This window comes from Meridianimarinicoccus aquatilis (assembly GCF_004358675.1).
GTDB classification, from domain to species: domain Bacteria; phylum Pseudomonadota; class Alphaproteobacteria; order Rhodobacterales; family Rhodobacteraceae; genus Meridianimarinicoccus; species Meridianimarinicoccus aquatilis.
On the sequence record NZ_SMZO01000012.1, the window covers coordinates 49,483 to 68,771 of the forward strand.

General features: G+C 58.9%; 18 protein-coding genes, 1 tRNA gene and 1 pseudogene. 7 read left to right on the forward strand and 13 right to left on the reverse strand.

Features of this window, described 5'->3' with window-relative positions:
• Window positions 1-12: 12 nt before the first annotated feature.
• The 3 genes from E2L05_RS07285 to E2L05_RS07295 all read right to left on the reverse strand — a co-directional run bounded on the left by E2L05_RS07285 (window position 13) and on the right by E2L05_RS07295 (window position 5,473).
• Window positions 13-2,280: a response regulator gene (locus E2L05_RS07285; protein ID WP_133342266.1), complete on the reverse strand. Its 2,268-nt coding sequence runs from the start codon at window positions 2,278-2,280 to the stop codon at window positions 13-15.
• A gap of 255 nt (window positions 2,281-2,535) precedes the next feature.
• Entirely contained in the window at window positions 2,536-4,131 is a 1,596-nt protein-coding gene (gene serA / locus E2L05_RS07290; RefSeq protein WP_133342267.1) for a phosphoglycerate dehydrogenase, read from the reverse strand.
• Window positions 4,132-4,318: 187 nt separating this feature from the next.
• Window positions 4,319-5,473, reverse strand: coding sequence for a phosphoserine transaminase (locus E2L05_RS07295; RefSeq protein ID WP_133342268.1), 1,155 nt, complete (start codon window positions 5,471-5,473; stop codon window positions 4,319-4,321).
• 286 nt (window positions 5,474-5,759) lie between these two features.
• Here E2L05_RS07295 and E2L05_RS07300 point away from each other — a divergent pair, with 286 nt between their 5' ends.
• The 4 genes from E2L05_RS07300 to E2L05_RS07315 all read left to right on the forward strand — a co-directional run bounded on the left by E2L05_RS07300 (window position 5,760) and on the right by E2L05_RS07315 (window position 8,976).
• Window positions 5,760-6,914: a THUMP domain-containing class I SAM-dependent RNA methyltransferase gene (locus E2L05_RS07300; RefSeq protein WP_133342269.1), complete on the forward strand. Its 1,155-nt coding sequence runs from the start codon at window positions 5,760-5,762 to the stop codon at window positions 6,912-6,914.
• 381 nt (window positions 6,915-7,295) lie between these two features.
• The gene (locus E2L05_RS07305) at window positions 7,296-7,787 is read left to right on the forward strand and encodes a type III secretion system chaperone family protein (RefSeq protein ID WP_133342270.1); all 492 of its coding nucleotides are present in this window, start codon (window positions 7,296-7,298) and stop codon (window positions 7,785-7,787) included.
• 41 nt (window positions 7,788-7,828) lie between these two features.
• A complete protein-coding gene (gene proC / locus E2L05_RS07310) occupies window positions 7,829-8,641 on the forward strand; it encodes a pyrroline-5-carboxylate reductase (protein ID WP_133342271.1) in 813 nt (270 codons plus the stop codon).
• A complete protein-coding gene (locus E2L05_RS07315) occupies window positions 8,638-8,976 on the forward strand; it encodes a tRNA-binding protein (protein ID WP_133342272.1) in 339 nt (112 codons plus the stop codon). Before proC ends, E2L05_RS07315 begins: the two co-directional genes overlap by 4 nt.
• On the opposite strand, the gene E2L05_RS07320 is transcribed toward E2L05_RS07315, so the two are convergent.
• From E2L05_RS07320 to E2L05_RS07345, 6 genes and pseudogenes are all read right to left on the reverse strand, one after another.
• Complete coding sequence (locus E2L05_RS07320; RefSeq protein WP_133342310.1) at window positions 8,970-9,566, reverse strand: thymidine kinase; 597 nt, start codon at window positions 9,564-9,566, stop codon at window positions 8,970-8,972. The genes E2L05_RS07315 and E2L05_RS07320 overlap by 7 nt on opposite strands.
• Before the next feature lie 119 nt (window positions 9,567-9,685).
• Window positions 9,686-10,240: pseudogene (locus tag E2L05_RS07325) on the reverse strand (DDE-type integrase/transposase/recombinase); the annotation flags it as partial.
• 154 nt (window positions 10,241-10,394) lie between these two features.
• A tRNA-Thr gene (locus E2L05_RS07330) sits at window positions 10,395-10,470 on the reverse strand.
• A gap of 63 nt (window positions 10,471-10,533) precedes the next feature.
• Window positions 10,534-11,997 carry a heme biosynthesis protein HemY gene (locus E2L05_RS07335; RefSeq protein WP_133342273.1) on the reverse strand — a complete coding sequence of 488 codons (1,464 nt, stop codon included), beginning with the start codon at window positions 11,995-11,997 and terminating at the stop codon, window positions 10,534-10,536.
• A gap of 10 nt (window positions 11,998-12,007) precedes the next feature.
• Entirely contained in the window at window positions 12,008-13,642 is a 1,635-nt protein-coding gene (locus E2L05_RS07340) for a COG4223 family protein (RefSeq protein WP_133342274.1), read from the reverse strand.
• Between the two features lie 33 nt (window positions 13,643-13,675).
• Complete coding sequence (locus E2L05_RS07345) at window positions 13,676-14,431, reverse strand: uroporphyrinogen-III synthase (RefSeq protein ID WP_133342275.1); 756 nt, start codon at window positions 14,429-14,431, stop codon at window positions 13,676-13,678.
• 91 nt (window positions 14,432-14,522) lie between these two features.
• Between E2L05_RS07345 and tsaD the strand changes: the two genes are divergently transcribed.
• Both tsaD and E2L05_RS07355 read left to right on the forward strand, forming a co-directional pair.
• Window positions 14,523-15,620: a tRNA (adenosine(37)-N6)-threonylcarbamoyltransferase complex transferase subunit TsaD gene (tsaD, locus tag E2L05_RS07350; RefSeq protein ID WP_133342311.1), complete on the forward strand. Its 1,098-nt coding sequence runs from the start codon at window positions 14,523-14,525 to the stop codon at window positions 15,618-15,620.
• 61 nt (window positions 15,621-15,681) lie between these two features.
• Window positions 15,682-15,954 carry a YciI family protein gene (locus tag E2L05_RS07355; RefSeq protein ID WP_133342276.1) on the forward strand — a complete coding sequence of 91 codons (273 nt, stop codon included), beginning with the start codon at window positions 15,682-15,684 and terminating at the stop codon, window positions 15,952-15,954.
• A 92-nt stretch (window positions 15,955-16,046) separates the two neighbouring features.
• Here the strand turns inward: E2L05_RS07355 and E2L05_RS07360 are convergent, their stop codons facing one another.
• Window positions 16,047-16,475 carry an EVE domain-containing protein gene (locus E2L05_RS07360; RefSeq protein ID WP_133342277.1) on the reverse strand — a complete coding sequence of 143 codons (429 nt, stop codon included), beginning with the start codon at window positions 16,473-16,475 and terminating at the stop codon, window positions 16,047-16,049.
• Window positions 16,476-16,764: 289 nt separating this feature from the next.
• Here E2L05_RS07360 and E2L05_RS07365 point away from each other — a divergent pair, with 289 nt between their 5' ends.
• Window positions 16,765-17,415, forward strand: a complete 651-nt coding sequence (locus E2L05_RS07365) for a hypothetical protein (protein WP_133342278.1) — start codon at window positions 16,765-16,767, stop codon at window positions 17,413-17,415.
• Between the two features lie 9 nt (window positions 17,416-17,424).
• Here the strand turns inward: E2L05_RS07365 and E2L05_RS07370 are convergent, their stop codons facing one another.
• The 3 genes from E2L05_RS07370 to rsfS are packed head-to-tail and all read right to left on the reverse strand — an operon-like array spanning window position 17,425 to window position 19,263.
• Window positions 17,425-18,285, reverse strand: coding sequence for an SDR family oxidoreductase (locus E2L05_RS07370; protein WP_133342279.1), 861 nt, complete (start codon window positions 18,283-18,285; stop codon window positions 17,425-17,427).
• A gap of 41 nt (window positions 18,286-18,326) precedes the next feature.
• The gene (gene rlmH / locus E2L05_RS07375) at window positions 18,327-18,797 is read right to left on the reverse strand and encodes a 23S rRNA (pseudouridine(1915)-N(3))-methyltransferase RlmH (protein WP_133342280.1); all 471 of its coding nucleotides are present in this window, start codon (window positions 18,795-18,797) and stop codon (window positions 18,327-18,329) included.
• A 40-nt stretch (window positions 18,798-18,837) separates the two neighbouring features.
• Complete coding sequence (rsfS, locus tag E2L05_RS07380; RefSeq protein WP_133342281.1) at window positions 18,838-19,263, reverse strand: ribosome silencing factor; 426 nt, start codon at window positions 19,261-19,263, stop codon at window positions 18,838-18,840.
• Window positions 19,264-19,289 lie beyond the last annotated feature (26 nt).

Consider the following 19,289-nt stretch of genomic DNA (forward strand, 5'->3'; position numbering starts at 1 on the left):
TTTGGGGTTCGCCTATTTCTCTTCCGAAAGCGTCGTAGCAGGTGCGTGCAATGCGACGCCTCCGGGCAAATATTGTTCGATCATCGCGGTAATGGCGGCTTTGCGAAGCGGTTTCGTCAAATAGTGATCCATACCGGAGGCAAGAATTTCCTCATCATCGCCAGCCATTGCATGGGCCGTAAGTGCGCAAATGGGGACATTCGCCAAGGTTGAGTTTGCCTCGATCGCACGGATTGCGCGTGTCGCCTCTTTTCCATCCATTTCTGGCATGGAAATATCCATAAAGATGATATCTGGTCGCGCGGCCTGAAACGCCTCTACAGCCTCGCGCCCGTTATTTGCAAAGGTGACCTGAACGTTCAGACCACCAACCATTTTGCGAAAAACGAGCTGATTTGTTTTGTTGTCCTCGGCAGCGAGGATGGTCATAGGCGGACCAGATCCCGCTTTGTCAGGGGGGCCACCGGACGTTGATTTTTCTGACTGGCCATCAACGGCAGGGTTTTGCTCAGGCATTGCAATCCCAAGCTCCGCCACACGCCGGAACAGATCGCGCCGTAGCAAGGGCTTTTGCAGCACGGCATTCACACCGCAATCTGACGCCAAGGTTCCGAAGTCGCCCGGCGCGGAACTCAGCAGCAATATTGGCGCCACTTCGCCCCGTGAGCGTAAACGACGGGACAATTCGAGACCGTCCATGTCTGGCATTTTGTAGTCCGTGACGATCAAATCAAAACTGCCGCTCTTTGTGGTCATCGCTTCTGATCCGCTTCGGCACGATGAAACCTGGAAGCCCATGACTGAAAGCTGCCGTTCGAGTATCATCCGATTGATTTGCTGATCATCTACGACCAAAGCCGATTTGTTTAGGCCTGTCTCGACTGACGGCACTCGCACAGCTGTATCTTCGTCCGTTGGAAGGCTAAGGCTAAAACCAAAGCTCGACCCCTCGCCTTCAACGGATTCAACCCAGATTTCGCCCCCCATCAATGCAATCAACTTGCAGGTAATTGACAGACCGAGCCCGGTCCCTTCGAAGCGGCGATTTCGTTCATCATCCACTTGATTGAACTCACCGAAAATGTGGTCGACCTTCTCAGCCGGAATTCCGATTCCCGTATCTTCGACCGTGACCCGCAATTCGTGGTTGCCGTTTTCACCCGGAAAGCCGGTAACGCGGATCAAAACATGTCCTTCCAACGTGAACTTGACCGCATTACCCATGAGATTGGTCAAGATCTGACGGACGCGACCGGGATCGCCAACAAATCGCGTCGGCAGGAACATGTCGAAATCAATCAGCAAATCTATCCCACGTTCCTGCGCCGATGGTTTGAGCAACAGCAATACTTCGTGGATCGTCCGCTCCAGATCGAATGGCGCAGGGTTAAGAGAGAGCTTCTGCGCTTCGATCTTTGAGTAGTCGAGCACGTCGTTGATAATAACGAGAAGCGTTTCACCGGAACTACGGATGGTTTCCGCATAAAGTTGCTGCTCTTCGGACAAGTCGGTGTCGCAAAGAAGATCAGCCATACCGACAACACCATTCATCGGCGTTCTGATTTCGTGGCTCATATTTGCCAGGAACGACGATTTCGCACGGTTGGCAGCTTCGGCTCGCGAACGCTGTTCCTTGAGTTGCTCTTCGTAACGGATGGTTTCGGTTATGTTCAGTGCAAGGCTGACCATGTCGCCATCACGCGCGCGCCGATCAATCAACTTTACATAGCTTTCATCCCAGAGCTTTAGAGTGATCGGTTCGATCTTGTCGTGTTTCCAACGTGCGAGCATTCGGGCTTGCCATGTAGTCGGCGCCTCAAACCCGATATCCACCAATCCTTCTTCCACCAGAAGCAGAAGTATGTCGGGATAGGTCACACCCGGCCTTATGCTATCCAGCCCGTCAAAAATGTTCATGTATGAATGGTTCGCAATGACCAACTGGTTGCGCGGGTTGAAAACGGCGAACCCGTCCTGGATCGTCTCAAGCGCTTCCCATAGGCGCCTTTCCGCCTTGACCGCTTGCTTGTTGGCGCGCTGCAAATCCGCCCGAACCTGCGTGTTTTCGCCTTTCAGGTTCTCGGCTTCAGATTGGAAAGTCTTTGCTTCTTCTCGTTTTACGATAATCTCATCTGACAAGAGCCGCGCATGGGCCGACAGCTTGCGGTTCGCGTTGTGCAGTTCACGACTTTTCTGATCCAACAGCCGTTCAGCCGCCAGTCGTGCCCGCCGTTCTTGCGCGAGCATTTCGGAAAGATCAGGTTTGCCGATGTTAGGCATGGGGGCTCCGGCCGGATTCGATCCTGAGCAGTTTGCCTGTATTTTCCTGAACAGGCGGTGAACACCTGTGCAATCACGGCAGATTGTGACGCCTCAACCTGATTGCGCGTAATAACCTGGCAGCCGCTGATTGACGTTGGTGCGTGTTCTAATGAACTGATTTTTCATGAAAAAGTCCCCCCCGATTTGGGGAGGACCGAAAATCATACATGCGCCACCGCAACTCGGGCGGTGCAAAGCGGGGCGTTCCTGCGATCAGGCCGCGTCGAATTTCAGCGGGCGAACCTGCTGGAACAGGCCAGTGTCTTTCAGCGCCTTCACGCAAGACTCAACTGGTTGATCATCGAGATACAGCAACGCAATCGCGTCTTCGCCCGATTTGGTACGCCCCAGAGTGAAGTTCGCGATGTTCACTTCGTGCTCACCCAGTGTCTTACCAAGCGTCCCGATGATGCCCGGCACATCGCGGTTGGTGGTATAGAGCATGTTTGCGCCGACCTCTGCATCGATATTGATGCCTTTGATCTGGATGAAGCGCGGCTTGCCATCGCTAAAGACCGTCCCGGCAATCGTGCGCGTACGGCTGTCCGTTTCTACCGTCAGCTTGATATATGCATCAAACACGCCGGACTTGTCTTGCGTGGTGCGCGAAAGCTTGATCCCACGTTCCTGCGCGATCACGGGTGCGGACACCATGTTCACGTCGGGGTTGGTGGCCTTCATGAAGCCTGCCAGCGTTGCACAGTTCAGCGCATCAAGGTTCATTTCGGAAACCAGACCGTCATACAGCACGTTGATCGCCTTGACCGGCTCGTCCGTCATCTGGCCGACGAAGCTGCCCAGATGTTCGGCCAGCTTGACCCAAGGGCCCATAACTGCGGCCTCTTCGGCTGTGACCGACGGCATGTTCAGAGCATTCTGAACAGCGCCAGTCAGCAGGTAGTCAGACATCTGCTCGGCCACTTGAAGCGCGACGTTTTCCTGGGCTTCAGTTGTCGCCGCGCCAAGGTGCGGGGTGCAGACAACATTCGGCAGATTGAACAGAACGTTTTCAGTCGCCGGTTCCACTGCGAAAACGTCAAAGGCGGCGCCGGCGACGTGGCCGGATTTCAGGGCTTCGGCAAGCGCTTCTTCGTCGACCAGACCACCGCGAGCACAGTTGATGATCCGAACGCCTTTCTTGGTCTTGGCAAGAGCTTCGCGCGACAGGATGTTCGCGGTCTTCTCGGTTTTAGGAACGTGAAGCGTAATGAAATCAGCGCGCTGCAACAATTCGTCCAGTTCCACTTTGGTCACACCAAGCTTTTTGGCGCGGTCGTCAGAGAGGAATGGATCATAGGCGATGACCTTCATTTTCAGGCCAACGGCGCGGTCGCAAACGATGCCGCCGATATTACCGGCACCGATCACGCCAAGGGTTTTACCGGTCAGCTCAACCCCCATGAACTTGGACTTTTCCCATTTGCCCGCATGGGTGGAGGCGGACGCTTCGGGGATCTGGCGGGCAACGGCGAACATCATGGCGATGGCGTGCTCGGCAGTGGTGATCATGTTGCCGAATGGTGTGTTCATGACGATCACACCCTTGCGTGACGCGGCAGGGATATCGACGTTGTCGACACCAATACCGGCGCGGCCAATGACTTTGAGGTTGCTGGCGGCTTCGATCAGCTTTTCCGTCGCCTTGGTCGCAGAGCGGATCGCAAGCCCGTCATACTGGTCGATGATGGACAGAAGCTTTTCCTTGTCCTTGCCAAGCTCAGGCATGAAATCCACGTCGATTCCGCGATCGCGGAAGATCTGAACGGCGGTTTCGGACAGTTTGTCAGAGACGAGAACCTTGGGGGCCATGATGGCTATCCTTCAAAAATCGGCGCTCCGGGCGTTGTAGGAATCTTGTAGGAATCCTGTCGGAGTCGCGTAATGGCGTATCGGGCACAAAGACCCGCCTGCGGGGAAAGAGGGGCGCGCCGTGTGGCGCCCTTCGGATCAGAAAATCGGGGGCAAAGGCGGTGCACCTTGCGGGTGCACCCTTTGATCAGGCCGCTTTTGCCTGTGCGTCGAGTTCCGCGTGGAACGCCCAGTCAAGCCAAGGCATCAGTGCCGCGACATCCGACGCTTCGATGGTCGAGCCACACCAGATGCGAAGACCGGCAGGGGCATCGCGATAGGCGCCCAGATCGAGACCGACATTTTCTGCCTCTAGACGTTTTGCGACACCTTTTGCAAAGGCCGCGCCATCGACGATCCGGTCATCGTTGAACTTGAGACAAACCGATGTGGTCGAGCGGGTCGCAGGGTCGCTGGCCAAGAAGTCGATCCACGGGGTCGCGGCGACGAATTTCTCGATTTCGGCGAAGTTGGCATCGGCGCGGGCGATAAGGCCCGCCAGGCCGCCCACGGTTTCAGCCCAATCCAGCGCAACAAGGTAGTCTTCGACACAGAGCATGGACGGTGTGTTGATCGTCTCGCCCTTGAAGATGCCCTCATTCAGCTTGCCGCCCTTGGTCAGGCGGAAGATTTTTGGCAGAGGCCATGCGGGGGTGTAGCTTTCCAGCCGTTCGACCGCGCGCGGGGACAGGATCAGCATGCCGTGGGCCGCTTCACCGCCAAGAACCTTTTGCCAAGAGAAGGTGGTCACATCCAGCTTGTCCCAGGGCAGGTCCATCGCGAAGGCGGCGGATGTCGCATCGCACAGGGTCAGGCCCGCACGGTCCGCCGGGATCGCATCGCCGGATGCCATGCGCACACCGGATGTTGTCCCGTTCCAGGTGAAGCAGACGTCGTTGTCATAGTTCAGCGCGGCCATATCCACGATTTCGCCATAGGCGGCTTCGTGCACGGTTGCGTCGATCTTCAGTTGTTTGACCACATCGGTGACCCAGCCAGCGCCGAAGCTTTCCCACGCAACCATTTGCGCGGGACGCTCGCCCAGAAGCGACCACATGGCCATTTCGAACGCGCCAGTGTCAGAGGCCGGCACAATGCCGATACGGTAATCTGCGGGGATGCCAAGAATGTCGCGGGTGCGGTCGATGGCGGCTTTGAGCTTCGCCTTGCCGACGGCTGCGCGGTGCGACCGGCCAAGCGGCGCATCCTTCAGGGCATCGAGAGTCCAGTTGGGGAGTTTGGCACAGGGGCCAGAGGAGAAACGCGGATTCGCAGGTCGCGCGTCAGGGTGCGTGGTAACCATCGCTGGTATCCTTCCAGATAAATGCCCTTCGTTGGGGAAGGGTGTCCCACGGGCGGCTCTACAGAACGCATAAATTCCCGTCAACTGGCAAAACTCAGGGATGGCGCGCATCGCGACCTTTGTCGAAGATGTCGCTGCCGGGGCGAGGCGCGCCCTCTTGCCCGAAAAGGCGAGGCAACTGGCCGGTTTGGGCGTGGGGGCTGAAAGCCGCTTTCCAGCGAAGTGCCCCCATTCTATAAGGTGCCCCATGCACACCTGATCCGGGCGTGTACGGAGTGCGTGCACGATGACCAACATAGGCCCAGCCCCCGGCCCATTCGAAATTTTTCTTGTTGTCGCGCCGGGGCTTGAACCCGCGCTTTTGACAGAAACCCATGCGGCAGGATTTCAGGAGGCCGAGATCGTGCCCGGCGGCGTGCGGTTTCAGGGCGGTTGGCCGGATGTTTGGCGCGCGAACCTGATGCTGCGCGGGACCGGGCGGGTCTTGGCGCGGATTGGATCGTTTCGGGCAATGCACCTTGCCCAGCTTGATAAGCGGGCGCGCAAATTTCCCTGGGCGGACGTTTTGCGCCCGGACGTGCCTGTAAAGGTGGATGTAACGTGCAAGCAGTCGCGCATTTACCATGCCGGGGCCGCAACACAGCGGATCGAGACGGCGCTGCGCGAAACGCTTGGCGCGCAAATCAGCGCCGAGGCGGAGCTTTCCCTCAAAGTGCGTATTGAGGATGATTTGTGCACCATTAGTGTGGACACTTCCGGCGAGCCACTGCACCGGCGCGGTCACAAACTGGCCGTGGGCAAAGCGCCAATCCGCGAAACGCTGGCGGCGCTGTTTCTGCAACAGGCGGGCTATAATGGAGTTGAACCGGTGGTTGACCCGATGTGCGGATCGGGAACCTTTGTAATTGAGGCGGCTGAAATAGCCGCAGGACTGCCGCCGGGCCGTTCACGCAGTTTCGCATTTGAGCACCTTGTCGGGTTCGATGCGGCAGCATGGCAGGCAATGCGCGAGGAGGCCGTAGCCAAGGCCACGCCCGATGCATTGACCACGCGGTTTTACGGGTCTGACCGGGACGCGGGCGCGATCCGCATGAGCCGTGACAATGCAATTCGTGCCGGTGTCGGCGCAGCGGTTTCGTTTCTTGAGCAACCAGCCGGTCGCTTGGTACCGCCGCCGGGGCCGCCCGGTCTTGTGATTGTGAACCCGCCCTACGGCGCGCGGATCGGCGACCGCAAGAAATTGCGCACGCTCTATGCCTCGCTGGGGCGCACGCTGGCGGCGAGGTTTGCGGGATGGCGCGTCGCGGTTGTGACCAGTGAACCGGTTCTGGCGCAGGCGACAGGTTTGCCCTTTTGCGATCCGGGCGCGCCAGTGCCCAATGGCAGCATCCGGGTGCATCTGTATCAGACGGGTCAGCTGCCAGCGCCGAAGGCAGGTTAACGACCGTCAGACGGGGGTTCGGCTTTGGCGTAAGATAGTGACGCCAAAAGTACGCAGCGCAGTCGATTCGCATAGAGCCTGAATTTTATGCACTTCTATCTTGCGCCACCCGCAATTCGCCCATCAGAAGACGCAGCAAGCAAGGTACGCGCAGCATTGGTGGCATAGATTAAGGGAACATGAATAATTTCGCCGGACATCTATAGGCGCATGCTTTGTTTGGCATTGGTCGCACATCACGGAAAAACTGCTTTACAGGATTTCGTTTTGGCCACACCATATCTTGTAAGCGATCCGCAGATTTGCGCCATCGCTGCGAGAGCAGGCACCATACCTTGGGGGGCCCTTGTCCGGCCAAGGCACCAACACGCGAGGCCGAGCATGTCACTTTCCGAACAGATTGATGAAATTCACCCGATCGATATCGTCGAGACGCTGGCAGAGCATCACGAATGGGATTTCGACCGTGTGGGCGAAGATCAGATCGCCATGGCGGTCGAAGGTCAGTGGCGCACATATTCGATCACACTGGCATGGTCCTATAACGACGACATGTTGCGTCTGATCGTGAGCTTCGAGATGGAGCCGCCAGAAGACCGTTTGCCCGAGCTTTATGAAATGATCAACCAGACCAACGACATGTGCTGGACTGGGGCGTTCACCTATTGGGCGGCGCAGAAACTGATGGTGTATCGGTACGGGCTTTTGGCCGGTGAACAAGGCGTTTCGGAAGACCAGATCACGCGGTTGATCGAAACCGCCGTCGCATCGGCTGAACGGTTCTATCCGGCGTTTCAGTTGGTCAGCTGGGGCAATTCCACGCCCGAGGCTGCGCTGCAAACCGCCATTGCAGAGGCTTACGGTCGCGCCTAACCTCGCCCCGCCGCACCACCTGCGGCAGGACAGGAGCGGCGATGCACGACACGATCACCACACGGGGCCTTGCGGTCCTTGGTTGCGGCAAGATGGGGTCCGCCATGTTGGCGGGCTGGTTGCAGCGGGGGCTTGCGCCTTCGTCGGTTTGGGTGACAGATCCGCACCCGTCTGATTGGCTTTTGAGCATCGACGGGCTGAACCTGAACGTCGGGTTCCCCGAGTCGCCCGCAGTGGTTCTGGTAGCCGTAAAACCGCAGATGATGGCCGATGCCCTGCCTGGCCTGACCGCACTTGGCGGTCGCGATACGGTATTCTTGTCGGTCGCAGCCGGTGTTCCCATTGCTCGCTATGCTGACATGCTGGGTGAAAACACACCGATTATCCGGTCGATGCCAAACACACCAGCGGCCGTTGGCAAGGGCATCACAGCTTTGGTCGGCAATGATCGCGTGAACGAAGAGGCCATGCGCATGGCAGAAGACTTGCTGTCCGCCGTGGGCCAGACCGTTCGGCTTGAGCATGAAAGCCAGATGGACGCTGTCACCGGCGTTTCGGGCAGCGGACCAGCCTATGTCTTTCACATGATCGAAGCGTTGGCTGCAGCAGGCGCCGCCGAAGGGTTGCCCACTGACCTGGCAATGCAACTGGCCAAGGCCACTGTCGCCGGGGCGGGCGCTTTGGCGGAAGCAGCGACCGAAACGCCGGCGCAATTGCGGGTGAACGTGACCAGCCCGAATGGGACCACGGCGGCGGGGCTTGAGGTGTTGATGGATGAGGCTGCCGGTTTGCCGCCTCTTATCCGCGCCACGGTCAAAGCCGCAGCAGATCGGTCGCGGGAGCTTGGCCAATGACCGAAGCAAGCTTCGACGATTTTCTGAAACTCGATATTCGGGTGGGGCGTATTGTCGAGGCAGAGCCGTTTCCGGAAGCCCGCAAACCGGCGATCAAGCTGCGCGTCGACTTTGGAGCGCCGCTGGGAATTCGTAAAAGCTCTGCCCAGATCACGGCGCATTACACACCCGAAAGCCTGATCGGGCGACAGGTTATGGCGGTGGTCAATTTCCCGCCGCGCCAGATCGGCAAATTCATGTCGGAAGTGCTGGTGCTTGGAGTGTCCGATGACAGCGGGGAGGTTGTGCTGATCTCACCAGATCAAGCCGTTCCGCTGGGCGGGCGGCTTTACTGAGCGGGCTTCACCCTGTCACCGACCGCTTCGCGCCAATGACGGCGGCACAGCGAGACATAGGTTTCATTTCCGCCGATCTGCACTTGCGCCCCATCGGTCACGACGGTTCCATCTTCGTTTTGCCGCACAACCATGGTGGCCTTTCGACCGCAGTGACAGATCGTGCGAATTTCGCGCAGTTCATCGGCCAGCGCCAACAGTGCGGCTGAGCCGGGAAACAGCCCGCCCCTGAAATCGACGCGCAATCCATAGGCCATGACGGGAACGCTCAGGTCGTCAACAACCCGCGCAAGTTGCCAGACCTGATCGCGCGTCAGAAACTGGGCTTCGTCGATAAACACACAAGCCAAAGGTGCCTGGCCCAACAGCGTCTGGATTTGCGTGAAAAGATCATCCTCGTCGTCGAACACGGCTGCCTCGGCCCCGATCCCGATGCGACTGCCGATCCGGCCCTTGCCCGCGCGCCCATCGAGCGCAGCTGTCAGAAGATAGGGTTTCATTCCACGTTCGCGATAGTTGTGCGCCGCTTGCAAAAGCAACGTCGATTTACCGGCGTTCATGGTGGAATAGTGAAAATACAACTTGGCCATGGCGGCACTATCGCGCGCACGAAAGAAGGTCACAAGCGGACAAACCATTCACCTTCCAGAAGCGATTTGGACCTGTCCCACTTTCGTGCCGCCTTTAGTGCTGGTTTATTCCGCGTCGTTTCGAATGCGACGGGGCTTTTCCAGCCAGATGCTGGGTGACGGCGGCGCGGATTCTTGAACCCGTTGATGTATTCGAAGATCGCCATCTCAGCCTGCCGCCATGTTTTCCAAGACAGGCGCCAGATCAGTTCAGCCTTGATGGTCTTGAAGAACGTCTCGACAGACGGCTTGTCGTCGCAATTGCCCTTGCCGGACATCGAAACCCTGAACCCGTGTTGGCGCAGGATCTTCTGGTCGTCGTGAGAACACAGTTGCGAACCGCAGTCCGTGTGGTGAATGCAGCCCTTCGGCGGTGTCCGGAACGCGATAGCCATGTTCGACGCACGGATCGCGAGGTCACGCTTCATGCCGATTTCCTTCAGTTCATCTGTCATCCGTGGCCTGCAGTAGCGACCGGGACTGAGACGAGATTGTTCTTTGATCTGTGCCAGTGAGACAAGATCGGATCGCTGGCAGCGGCGTGCTGGGCGCCTTCGCAAAGCCCTGAAACCACGTGTGCTGACACCGACAAGATTGCAAAGTCGGTTGCCGGGCAGTGGCCCCTTATGTCGCTGGGATTGATATGTCTGTTGCTGAGCTATGCAGCGAACACAGAATCGGTCTTCTTCGTTCAGCGTAGTGACCGACTAAGACCAAGATGATGTGCGAAACGGTGGTTCAGAATATACAGCAACTATGCTGCTGTATATTTGAAAGTTTTTGGTGTGGTGGTGCCGCTGAAGGGACTCGAACCCCCGACCCCATCATTACGAATGACGTGCTCTACCATCTGAGCTACAGCGGCGACCGGTGTCTGTTATCAGGACTTAAAACCGGACGGTAGCCCCACTTCACCAGATTTTTGCGATCACTTTTCGGCAGTCGCATCGTGGTCAATGATGTCCGCATCCGACGCCGTTTCTGTGACGTCAGCATCGGATGTGTCATGACCCGGCAAGGTGCCAACGATCAGTGGCAGCATCGAAACCGAGCTGGCCTGAACAGTATCGCCTTCGGCTTTGTCTATCCATGTGAGCGTGTCAAACGCGTTGCAGCTATCGCAAAACGCTTTCCACTCTGCATGAACATGACCGCAGTTCTCGCAGGTCCATTGAGGTCCACGCGACACCGTGAGAGCCTTTGCCAGCCACGCCTTGACGGTGCTGTCGTCAGACCCTTCGCCCCGTTCAATCGCCGCCATGAGCGTGAGCGTGCGTGCGTTTGGCGTGGTTTCTGCAAGGTCGCCAAGAGCTTTGCGCGCCGCCGGGAAATTCTCGGCGGCGATTTCAAGCTCGGCCAACAGCATCTTACTTTCTGGATGCACAGGTTTTTGCGAGATCAATGCGCCAAAACGTTTGACGCGGGCTTGGGGTGTCTCGGTCGGCTCAATTTCCGCGAATGCGGCAGCAAGATCTGGATGCGGCTCGCGGCCCCAAGCTGCTTTCAGCGCCTTCGCGGCATTCTTGGGCTTCCCAAGGGCAATATATGACCGTGCAGCCATGGCTGCGGCGGGCACCAAAGCCGGCGCAAGGCGTGCAGCTTCGATCGCTTCGTCATGGGCGGTTGCGGTGTCACCGGCTGCGATGCGGGCCTGCGCATCGGCCAACGCAAGGATAGCATCCCGGCGGCGGTGCAAATCGCGCGGCATGTGGCCGTATTTCAGCTTGGCACCCAGTGTCTTGCGCGCTGCTTTCCAGTTCTCGTTCTTGGCCTGAAGTTGCAGCAGCGTGTCAGACATTTCGGCATTTCGGGGTTTCAGAACGAACGCCTTTTCGGCCAGCTTAAGGGCTGTTTCCGTGTCGCCATCGCCAAGCTTTTGTTTCAAAAGCCCACGCACGCCCACAAAGCGGGTGTCGTCGTCGGTGAGCAGTCGCTTGTAGGCTTGGGCGGCACCGTCCCGGTCGCCTGACATCTCTGCAGCTTGGGCACGGATCAGGTTGGTCAACTCAGGACGACGCAAGAGCCGTTCGGCCTTGCTTGCCTTGGCCAGTGCAAGGTCACCTTCGCCAGATGCCAGCGCGATGTTGGCCTCTGTCAACATGCGAAAGCCTTTGCGTTCGCGATTGCGCGCAAAGAACCGGGTGATCGCGGTTTCATCGCCCGCAAGAAAACGAAGCGACGCGAGTGTCAGCCCCAGCAATTTGAGAACCAGCCACACGACCACCAGCAACAGAACAATGGCGATCACTGTCTGAACCGGGCCAAGCGTAAATTCATAGCTGGCAACGGCAATCCGCAGATTGCCGCCATTGTTGAGGAGCAACTCGGTCCCGTAAATCAGGCCCGAAACGGCAAGCACAAAGAGAAGGATCTTGAATAGGGATAAAAGCATGGAAACCTCCTCAGTTCGCCAGCAATGTGTTGACCAGCGTGTCGGCTGCTTCCGTCACGGCGAGATATTCCTGAGCGCGTGCCGTCCAGTCCGCAAAGGCGTCTTGGCCTGACGGTGGCAATTTCCCAAGTTCCGAAAGTGTCGTCGACAGATCACCATCCGCGAGTGCGGCTTCGGCGCGTGACAACACCGCATCCGGGCTGTCACCTTCCCGCGGATCAAGGGACCGCACGCCACTTTGGACTTGAAGGAATGACACCAGGCGATCCGCGATCCCGTCATCCACCGTCTCGCGGCGCGACGCGTCGAGGGCATCGCGAGCAAGGGGTGCGAAGCTGTCGCGCAACTGGGTCAACGACGCGATCCCGTCATCCGCGGCGGCGGAGAGTGGTTCCGGGATCTCGGCATTCTCGCCCAGCACCTGAAGCGCGCTTGCATATCCGGTGCCGGTCTTCAGCGACGCATCGAGGCTTGCAATTGCTTCGCGCACGGCGGCTCGATTTGCCCGCGCCTCTGCTTGCTCGGCTGCGACGCGCGCTTGCTCTTCGGCCTGCTGCTGAAGCTCAGCCGCGCGCTGTGCGGCGGCGTCCACTTCGGCTTGGGCGACCGCAGCACGGTTTTCAAGCTCTTGCGCAAGCTGGTTGTTTGTCGATTGTTGATCGTCCAGTGCGGCGCGAAGGCTTTCCAAATCACGCTCATACGCCGCAAAGGCTTGCTTTGCAGTCTCGGAGCTTTCGGTCAGCGGGCGCTTTTCTACGGCAGACAAACGCTCGTTCACATCGGCAAGTCGTGTGTCCAAGGCCCCCAGTCGCGCTTCAAGGTCGGAAATGCCGCCTTGCACGGTTTCAATCGTACCTGAGAGCGCTTCAATCTGGGTTACAACGCTTCCGACCTGTTCGCCAAGTCGATCACCGATCGCAGTCAGTTGCGCCGACGTGTCGGTTTCTTGCGGTGCCGAAACTGCTGCAGCGAGTTCGCTCAAGCGCGTATCGAGGCTGCTTTCGATGCCCGACAGCCGGTCAGCTTGCTGGGCAATCGCCTGCTCTACGGCTTCGTCATCGCCCATCAGGTTGCCACCCCACATGGTGGCTGCGCCGAAACCAAGCCCGGCAGCGATCAGGCCGCCAAAAACTGCCGGCACAAACCCGCCGCCACCAGATTTCTCGGGTGCGGGCGCCGGGATGGGCGCGACAGGCGGGGTCGGCTCTTGTGGCTCTGGCGAAACGTTTTCAGGCTCGGGTTCACTTGGCTCTGTTTCGCCTGTCTGCGAGGCAGAAACATCGGATAGGCTGTCATCTTCGGCATCCGCCGTATCATCGGCAAGGAGCGTTGAAGCGGTGTCCCCTTCCAATTCGGTCGAATCGATTGTTGGCGTCACGTCGTCACCGACAAACTCCGGCTCTTCGGAAAGCGCCTCTTCGACGGCGGCGACATCACCACCATCGGCTGTAACTTCGCCAATGATCTCGGCATCTTCAATGTCGGAAATATCTTCGCTTTCAAGAGGCTGGTCAGTGCCCTCTTGCGCATCAGTGATATCATCGCCGTCGGAAGAGTCCTGTAAACTCGGGTTATTCGCGGTGTGGTCTTCCGTATCGACCTCGGGTTTATCATCGTCGCGGCCGGTCTTGTCTTTAGAACTCACACCAACATTCCTTCCCTGATCCTGCGGGCAAGCTTAGCCTGCACTGGTTCCGTCCTCAAGAAAACTTCCGTTTTCCAATAGCTCTGCAATCTCGGCAATTATTTCATCCGCATCCGGGTGCCGCGCAACACGTATTTGCAGTTCAGCCGCACTGTGCACATTTACCGCTTGCGCAACAGCAGGGCTGATTGCCGCAATCCAAAGCGGGGCTTGCGACACCGCCAGATCGCCCGTGAGCAACTTTGCACTGCGGGGCGAAAAAAGTGGCAGAATGACAGGCGCGCTCCCGGCCAGAAGCCTGCGGGCCTGCTGCGAAATTGGGCAGGGTCTTTGGTCATAGACAACCGCGCCACGTGTTGGAATTCCGTGCGCCGCCAAAGCGCCGCTCACATTGCCAGTCACATGCGCCCCATGCAGGTGGACCAGCGGCGCAGCTTCTTGTGCGCATTTCAGCCCTGCGATTGTCGCAATCAGGCCGGCCGCATCACCCGGCCCCATATGCGCAGCGAAACCGGCGGCACCTGCGGCTTTGGCCGTGCGGGGCCCAACGCAAAATGCGGGCAGGTTTGCAGGGATATCGGCACCGATACAGGCGTCCACCCCATTTTCCGACGTAAAGATCACGCCACCCGCCCCGCGCAAAGCCCGCACCGCCGCCACGCGATCGTAAATGATTTCCAGTTTCGGGGCGATCAGAACAGGAAGGGTCGCCCCAAACCGATCCCGAAGCGCGCCCGCGAAGCGTTCCGCTTGTTTGACTGGCCGTGTCAGCAGCACGGTGGCGATCATCAAGTGGCTTCCCTGTTGCCGTTGCAGTACCCCGGTGGTAGCCCCGTACGACCATGTAAACAATGCCCTGACCCTTGAGACGATGGATCCGATGGCGCAAACCCTGACAGTTCTTGGGCTGGAAAGCAGCTGTGACGACACCGGCGCAGCGATTGTGCACAAGCGTCCAGACGGCACGGCAGAGATCCTGTCAAACGTGGTAATCGGGCAGGCAGAGTTACATGCCGCGTTTGGCGGCGTGGTTCCCGAACTAGCCGCCCGCGCCCATGCCGAGAAGATAGACATCGCAGTTGAGCAAGCCCTGTCCACTGCGGGGATGGGCCTTCGTGACGTGGATTTGATCGCCGTTACGGCGGGGCCGGGTCTGATCGGCGGCGTTTTGTCAGGTGTCATGTGCGCAAAGGGGCTGGCGGCGGGGGCTGGTTTGCCATTGGTCGGGGTAAACCATCTTGCCGGGCATGCGCTGACACCACGACTGACCAATGGGCTGCCGTTTCCATACCTGATGCTGCTGGTCTCTGGTGGTCATTGCCAGTTCTTGATTGTCGAAGCCGTTGATCGGTTTTCGCGCCTTGGCGGCACAATCGACGACGCCCCGGGAGAGGCGTTTGACAAGGTGGCCCGTCTCTTGGGGCTTGCGCAGCCGGGCGGCCCCTCGGTTGAGGGGGCGGCCCGGTCGGGCGATGCAGCGCGCTTCGCCTTTCCGCGGCCTTTGCTGGACCGGCCGGGATGTGATCTGTCTTTCTCTGGGCTGAAAACAGCTGTTTTGCGCACGCGCGACAAGCTGGTGGCGGATCAGCACGGCTTGCGAGAGGCCGATGTGGCGCACTTGTGCGCCGGATTTCAGGCTGCAGTTGCGGATGTCTTGGCCGAAAAAACCCGCCGCGCGATGCTGAACTATCTATCGCTGACGCCAGAAAGACCCGCACTCGCAGTAGCAGGCGGTGTGGCCGCCAACGGCGCACTGCGAAGCCGACTGTCGCAGGTCGCCGACACCGCCGGAGCGGAGTTTTGCGCGCCGCCGCTGAATCTGTGCACGGATAATGCCGCCATGATCGCGTTCGCCGGGCTGGAGGCTTTCGGAAATGGGCAGCGCGATGGGTTTGACTTGTCCGCTCGTCCACGATGGCCGCTGGACGACCGCGCACCCGCCTTGCTGGGATCAGGCCGCAAAGGTCCCAAAGCCTGAGGGCTTGCAGCCTCGCGCCGTTTGGCAGAGGTTGCAATTTAACACCGAAAGGAAAACCGCCATGCTCTATGCCCTGCTTTGCCATGACAAACCCAACGCTCTGGAGGTTCGCAAAGCCAACCGAGACGACCACCTCGCTTATATCAAGAGCTCTGGTGTGGTGACGCAGGCCGGCCCGCTGCTGGATGCAGAGGGCAACATGGCGGGCTCACTGTTGATCCTTGATGTGGAAGATGGCGACGCCGCACAGGCATGGGCAGACAACGACCCCTATGCCAAGGCCGACCTGTTCGCCGATGTGACCATCTATCCCTGGAACAGGGTCATCGGCTGATTGCCCTCAGCCGCCCGTTCAAAGCGAATGGTCGGACTCCTCTCCAGAAGGTATGCGGGGCGATCGGGAACTGGGAACGCACGCCTTCGGCGCTATTCAGCCGTGACGCCGCCCAAGGCGCAAACGATGCGCCACTCCTCTTCCGTGACCGGTTGCACAGATAGGCGTGAGTTTTTTACCAGCACCATGTCCGATAGCCGCCCATCTGCTTTGATTTGATCAAGCGTCACATGAACCGGAAAGGGGGCGATCGCTTTGATGTCGACACAGTCCCAACGATCATCCTCACTGGTACTGTCCGGGTGGGCCTCGGCGATCACCTCCACAATGCCGACGACGGCCTTGTCGCGTTGCGATAGGTAGAAGAACCCCAAGTCGCCAACCGCCATGTTTCGCATGAAGTTGCGTGCTTGGTAGTTCCGCACGCCATCCCACTCTTCGCCTGCATCGCCCTTGGCCACCTGATCCTGCCATGACCACGTGGACGGCTCAGTCTTGAACAACCAATACTGCTTTGTCATCCGAGCAAGCTTTCTGTTGAGCTACATATGGAGCAGTTTTCTGTGCCACGGCGGTATCTCGATTGTCCAGACCAAGCACGGCTTGCGCCAGTGCGGATCAGGCCCCAGACCCGTACTGCGCGACGCGAAAACTCACTCTTCCAGAGCCGGACTGCAGCAACGGAAAACGCCAAAGGCGGGCAGCTGTCGTCCGAATTTCACCCGCGCAAAGGCGCTTCTTCGACCCCGACCGCCGCTGGACAATAGACGCCACCGTGGGCATCCTTGCCAAGCCTAAAGGAGTTTCGCCATGATGCGCCGATCCGTTCTTGCTTTTCGATGGGTCGTCTTGCTCCTCGCTGTCATCTTTTTTGTGGATCGCGCCGGCGTCGAGGATCTTGGCAATATGTCGGAATTCGGCTGGCAGTTCCGCTACCTGACGATATGGGCGCTGACCGCAAGCATGATCTCGGCGGCACTGATGCTAAGCAGTCGGTTTGGCGGGCAAGATGATCGCGGCGCGGTGTTCGCATCGATCACCGCAGTGCTGAATATGATTGTCGTTGTCTCGTACTGGCGGCTTTATTTCACCGACCCGGCGCTTGTGAACGGCGAGAACGTGATCGTGCCGTTGCGAGAATACTACCTGCACCTGCTCGGTCCAATCCTGCAATGGATTGACGTCTTGGCAATAAAGCGCGGCTTTCGGCGCATGGGCGCGTCGGCCCTGTGGCTCGGGGTTTTGGTGTTGGCCTATCTGGGCTGGGCAGAGTTCATCGTTCAGCCGTTGAATGACCAACCCGTCGGGACCATCACCAACGGCCTGCCATATCCGTTTCTTAACGACATGGAACTCTCTGCGCGGCTGGTATTCTATGGGGCGACCTGGGCATCTGGACTGGTCTTCATCGTCGTGCTGCGGCTAGCGCAAGCCGGAGTGGACCGGGCCGTGCGGCGCTAGATTGGCTGCTCAGCCTTCCTCAGCCAAAAGCGCGGCGAGCCCACTGCGATAATCTGGGTAGCGCAAGGTTACGCCCAATTCTCGCAGCATTCGATCGTTATCAACCTTTTTGCTCTCAGCGTAGAAGCTCCGCGCCATCGGGGTCATATCCGCAGTTTCAAAATTCTCACGCGGCGGCTCAGGGCACCCCAGAAGCCGTGCTGCATGGGCCAGAACGTCTTGCGGTGGGGCAGGATCATTATCGCACACATTGTAGACGGCACCCGGGTTCGGCCGAGCAATTGACGCCGCAAGAACCTGTGCGATGTCCTCTACATGGATACGGCTAAACACTTGGCCCGGCTTTATGATTTGCCGCGCCGTTCCAGCCCTGACCTTCGCAAAGGGCCCGCGGCCGGGGCCATAGATGCCGGCAAGACGAAATATGTGCAATGGCATACCGGTATCGCGCGCCAGCTCGCGCCAAAGACCTTCGGCCATCACCCGCAATCGCCCGCGCCGGGTCGCTGGCGTCAACGGGGTCTCTTCCGTGACCCAATCGCCGCGATGATCGCCGTAAACACCCGTAGTCGAGAGATACCCGCACCATGACAGAGCTGGGGCGATTTCCCGCAATGTGGAGTTCAGCGCACCGATGGCCGGGTCGCCCTCTTCTGTTGGTGCTGCGGAAATCAGAAGATGTGTTGCGCTTCGTAAAGCCAACGTCAGATCCTCATCAGGCAGCAAGGCCACAATTCCCTGCGCCGCCATCTGCTTTGCCTTGTCCGCGCTGCGAGTGGTGCCCGTGATTTTCCAGCCTTGCGGCAGCAGTAACCGCGATAGCGCCTGCGCCGAATAGCCGTGCCCGAATGAAAATAGGTGTCGTTGCATCGTCATCCCCGCCCCACCGTCGTTCGCTTGCCCCAAGACCGTCATGCGCGGTGATAGGGGCTACCGGCAAGGATACTTGCGGCGCGATAGACTTGTTCGGCCAGCATGACCCGAACCAACATATGCGGCCAGACCATCGGCCCGAACGACAAAAGCCGGTCACAGCTATTTCGAAACTCTGGCGTGAACCCGTCAGCTCCACCGATAAACAATGCTACGTCAGCCCGCCCCTGATCGCGCCAATCGGCGAGCCACTTGGCAAACTGCGGCGATGCGACTTCCTTGCCGCGTTCATCCAGCGCCACCCGTACAGCGCCCGCAGGCGCGACGCGATCCAACAGCCGCGCTTCTTCTGCTGCGCCGCCGCCTTTCTTTGCCTCTACCTCGCACACCGACAAAGGCCCAAGGCCAAGCGCCCGCCCCGTCCGGTCAAACCGGGTTTGATAGTCGTCGAACAAAGTGCGTTCAGGACCGGCCCGAAGACGGCCCACCGCGCATAGCGTGAGTTTCATGGGTCACATGGCCGATCAAAGGCGGAAGACGGAAGGCCGGTCAGCGCGTGGTTGCGTCCGGTGTCTGCCACATCTTTTCGAGCTGATAGAATTCACGCACTTCGGGGCGGAACAGATGAACGATCGCGTCACCGGCATCAATCAGGACCCAATCGCCTTGATCCTTGCCCTCCACCTTGCACGGAACGCCAAGCTCTTGTTTGAGTCGCTCGATCAGCTTTTCTGCCATGGACCCGACCTGACGGGATGACCGACCAGATGCAATCACCATGAAGTCTGCCATTTCTGTGCGCCCCCTCAGGTCGATCGACACAATGTCTTCGGCCTTGTCGTCTGAGAGAGAAGACAGAACGCGCGCAAGTGTTTGGTCGCTTCGGGCGTTGTCGGCCGTGCTGTGACCGGGTGCCGACGGTGCGGACCCGACCGAGACCGCCTGGGCTGAGTTAGACAGGACAGTGTCCTCCATTAAAGTTTAAACCTGCATCACAGGAG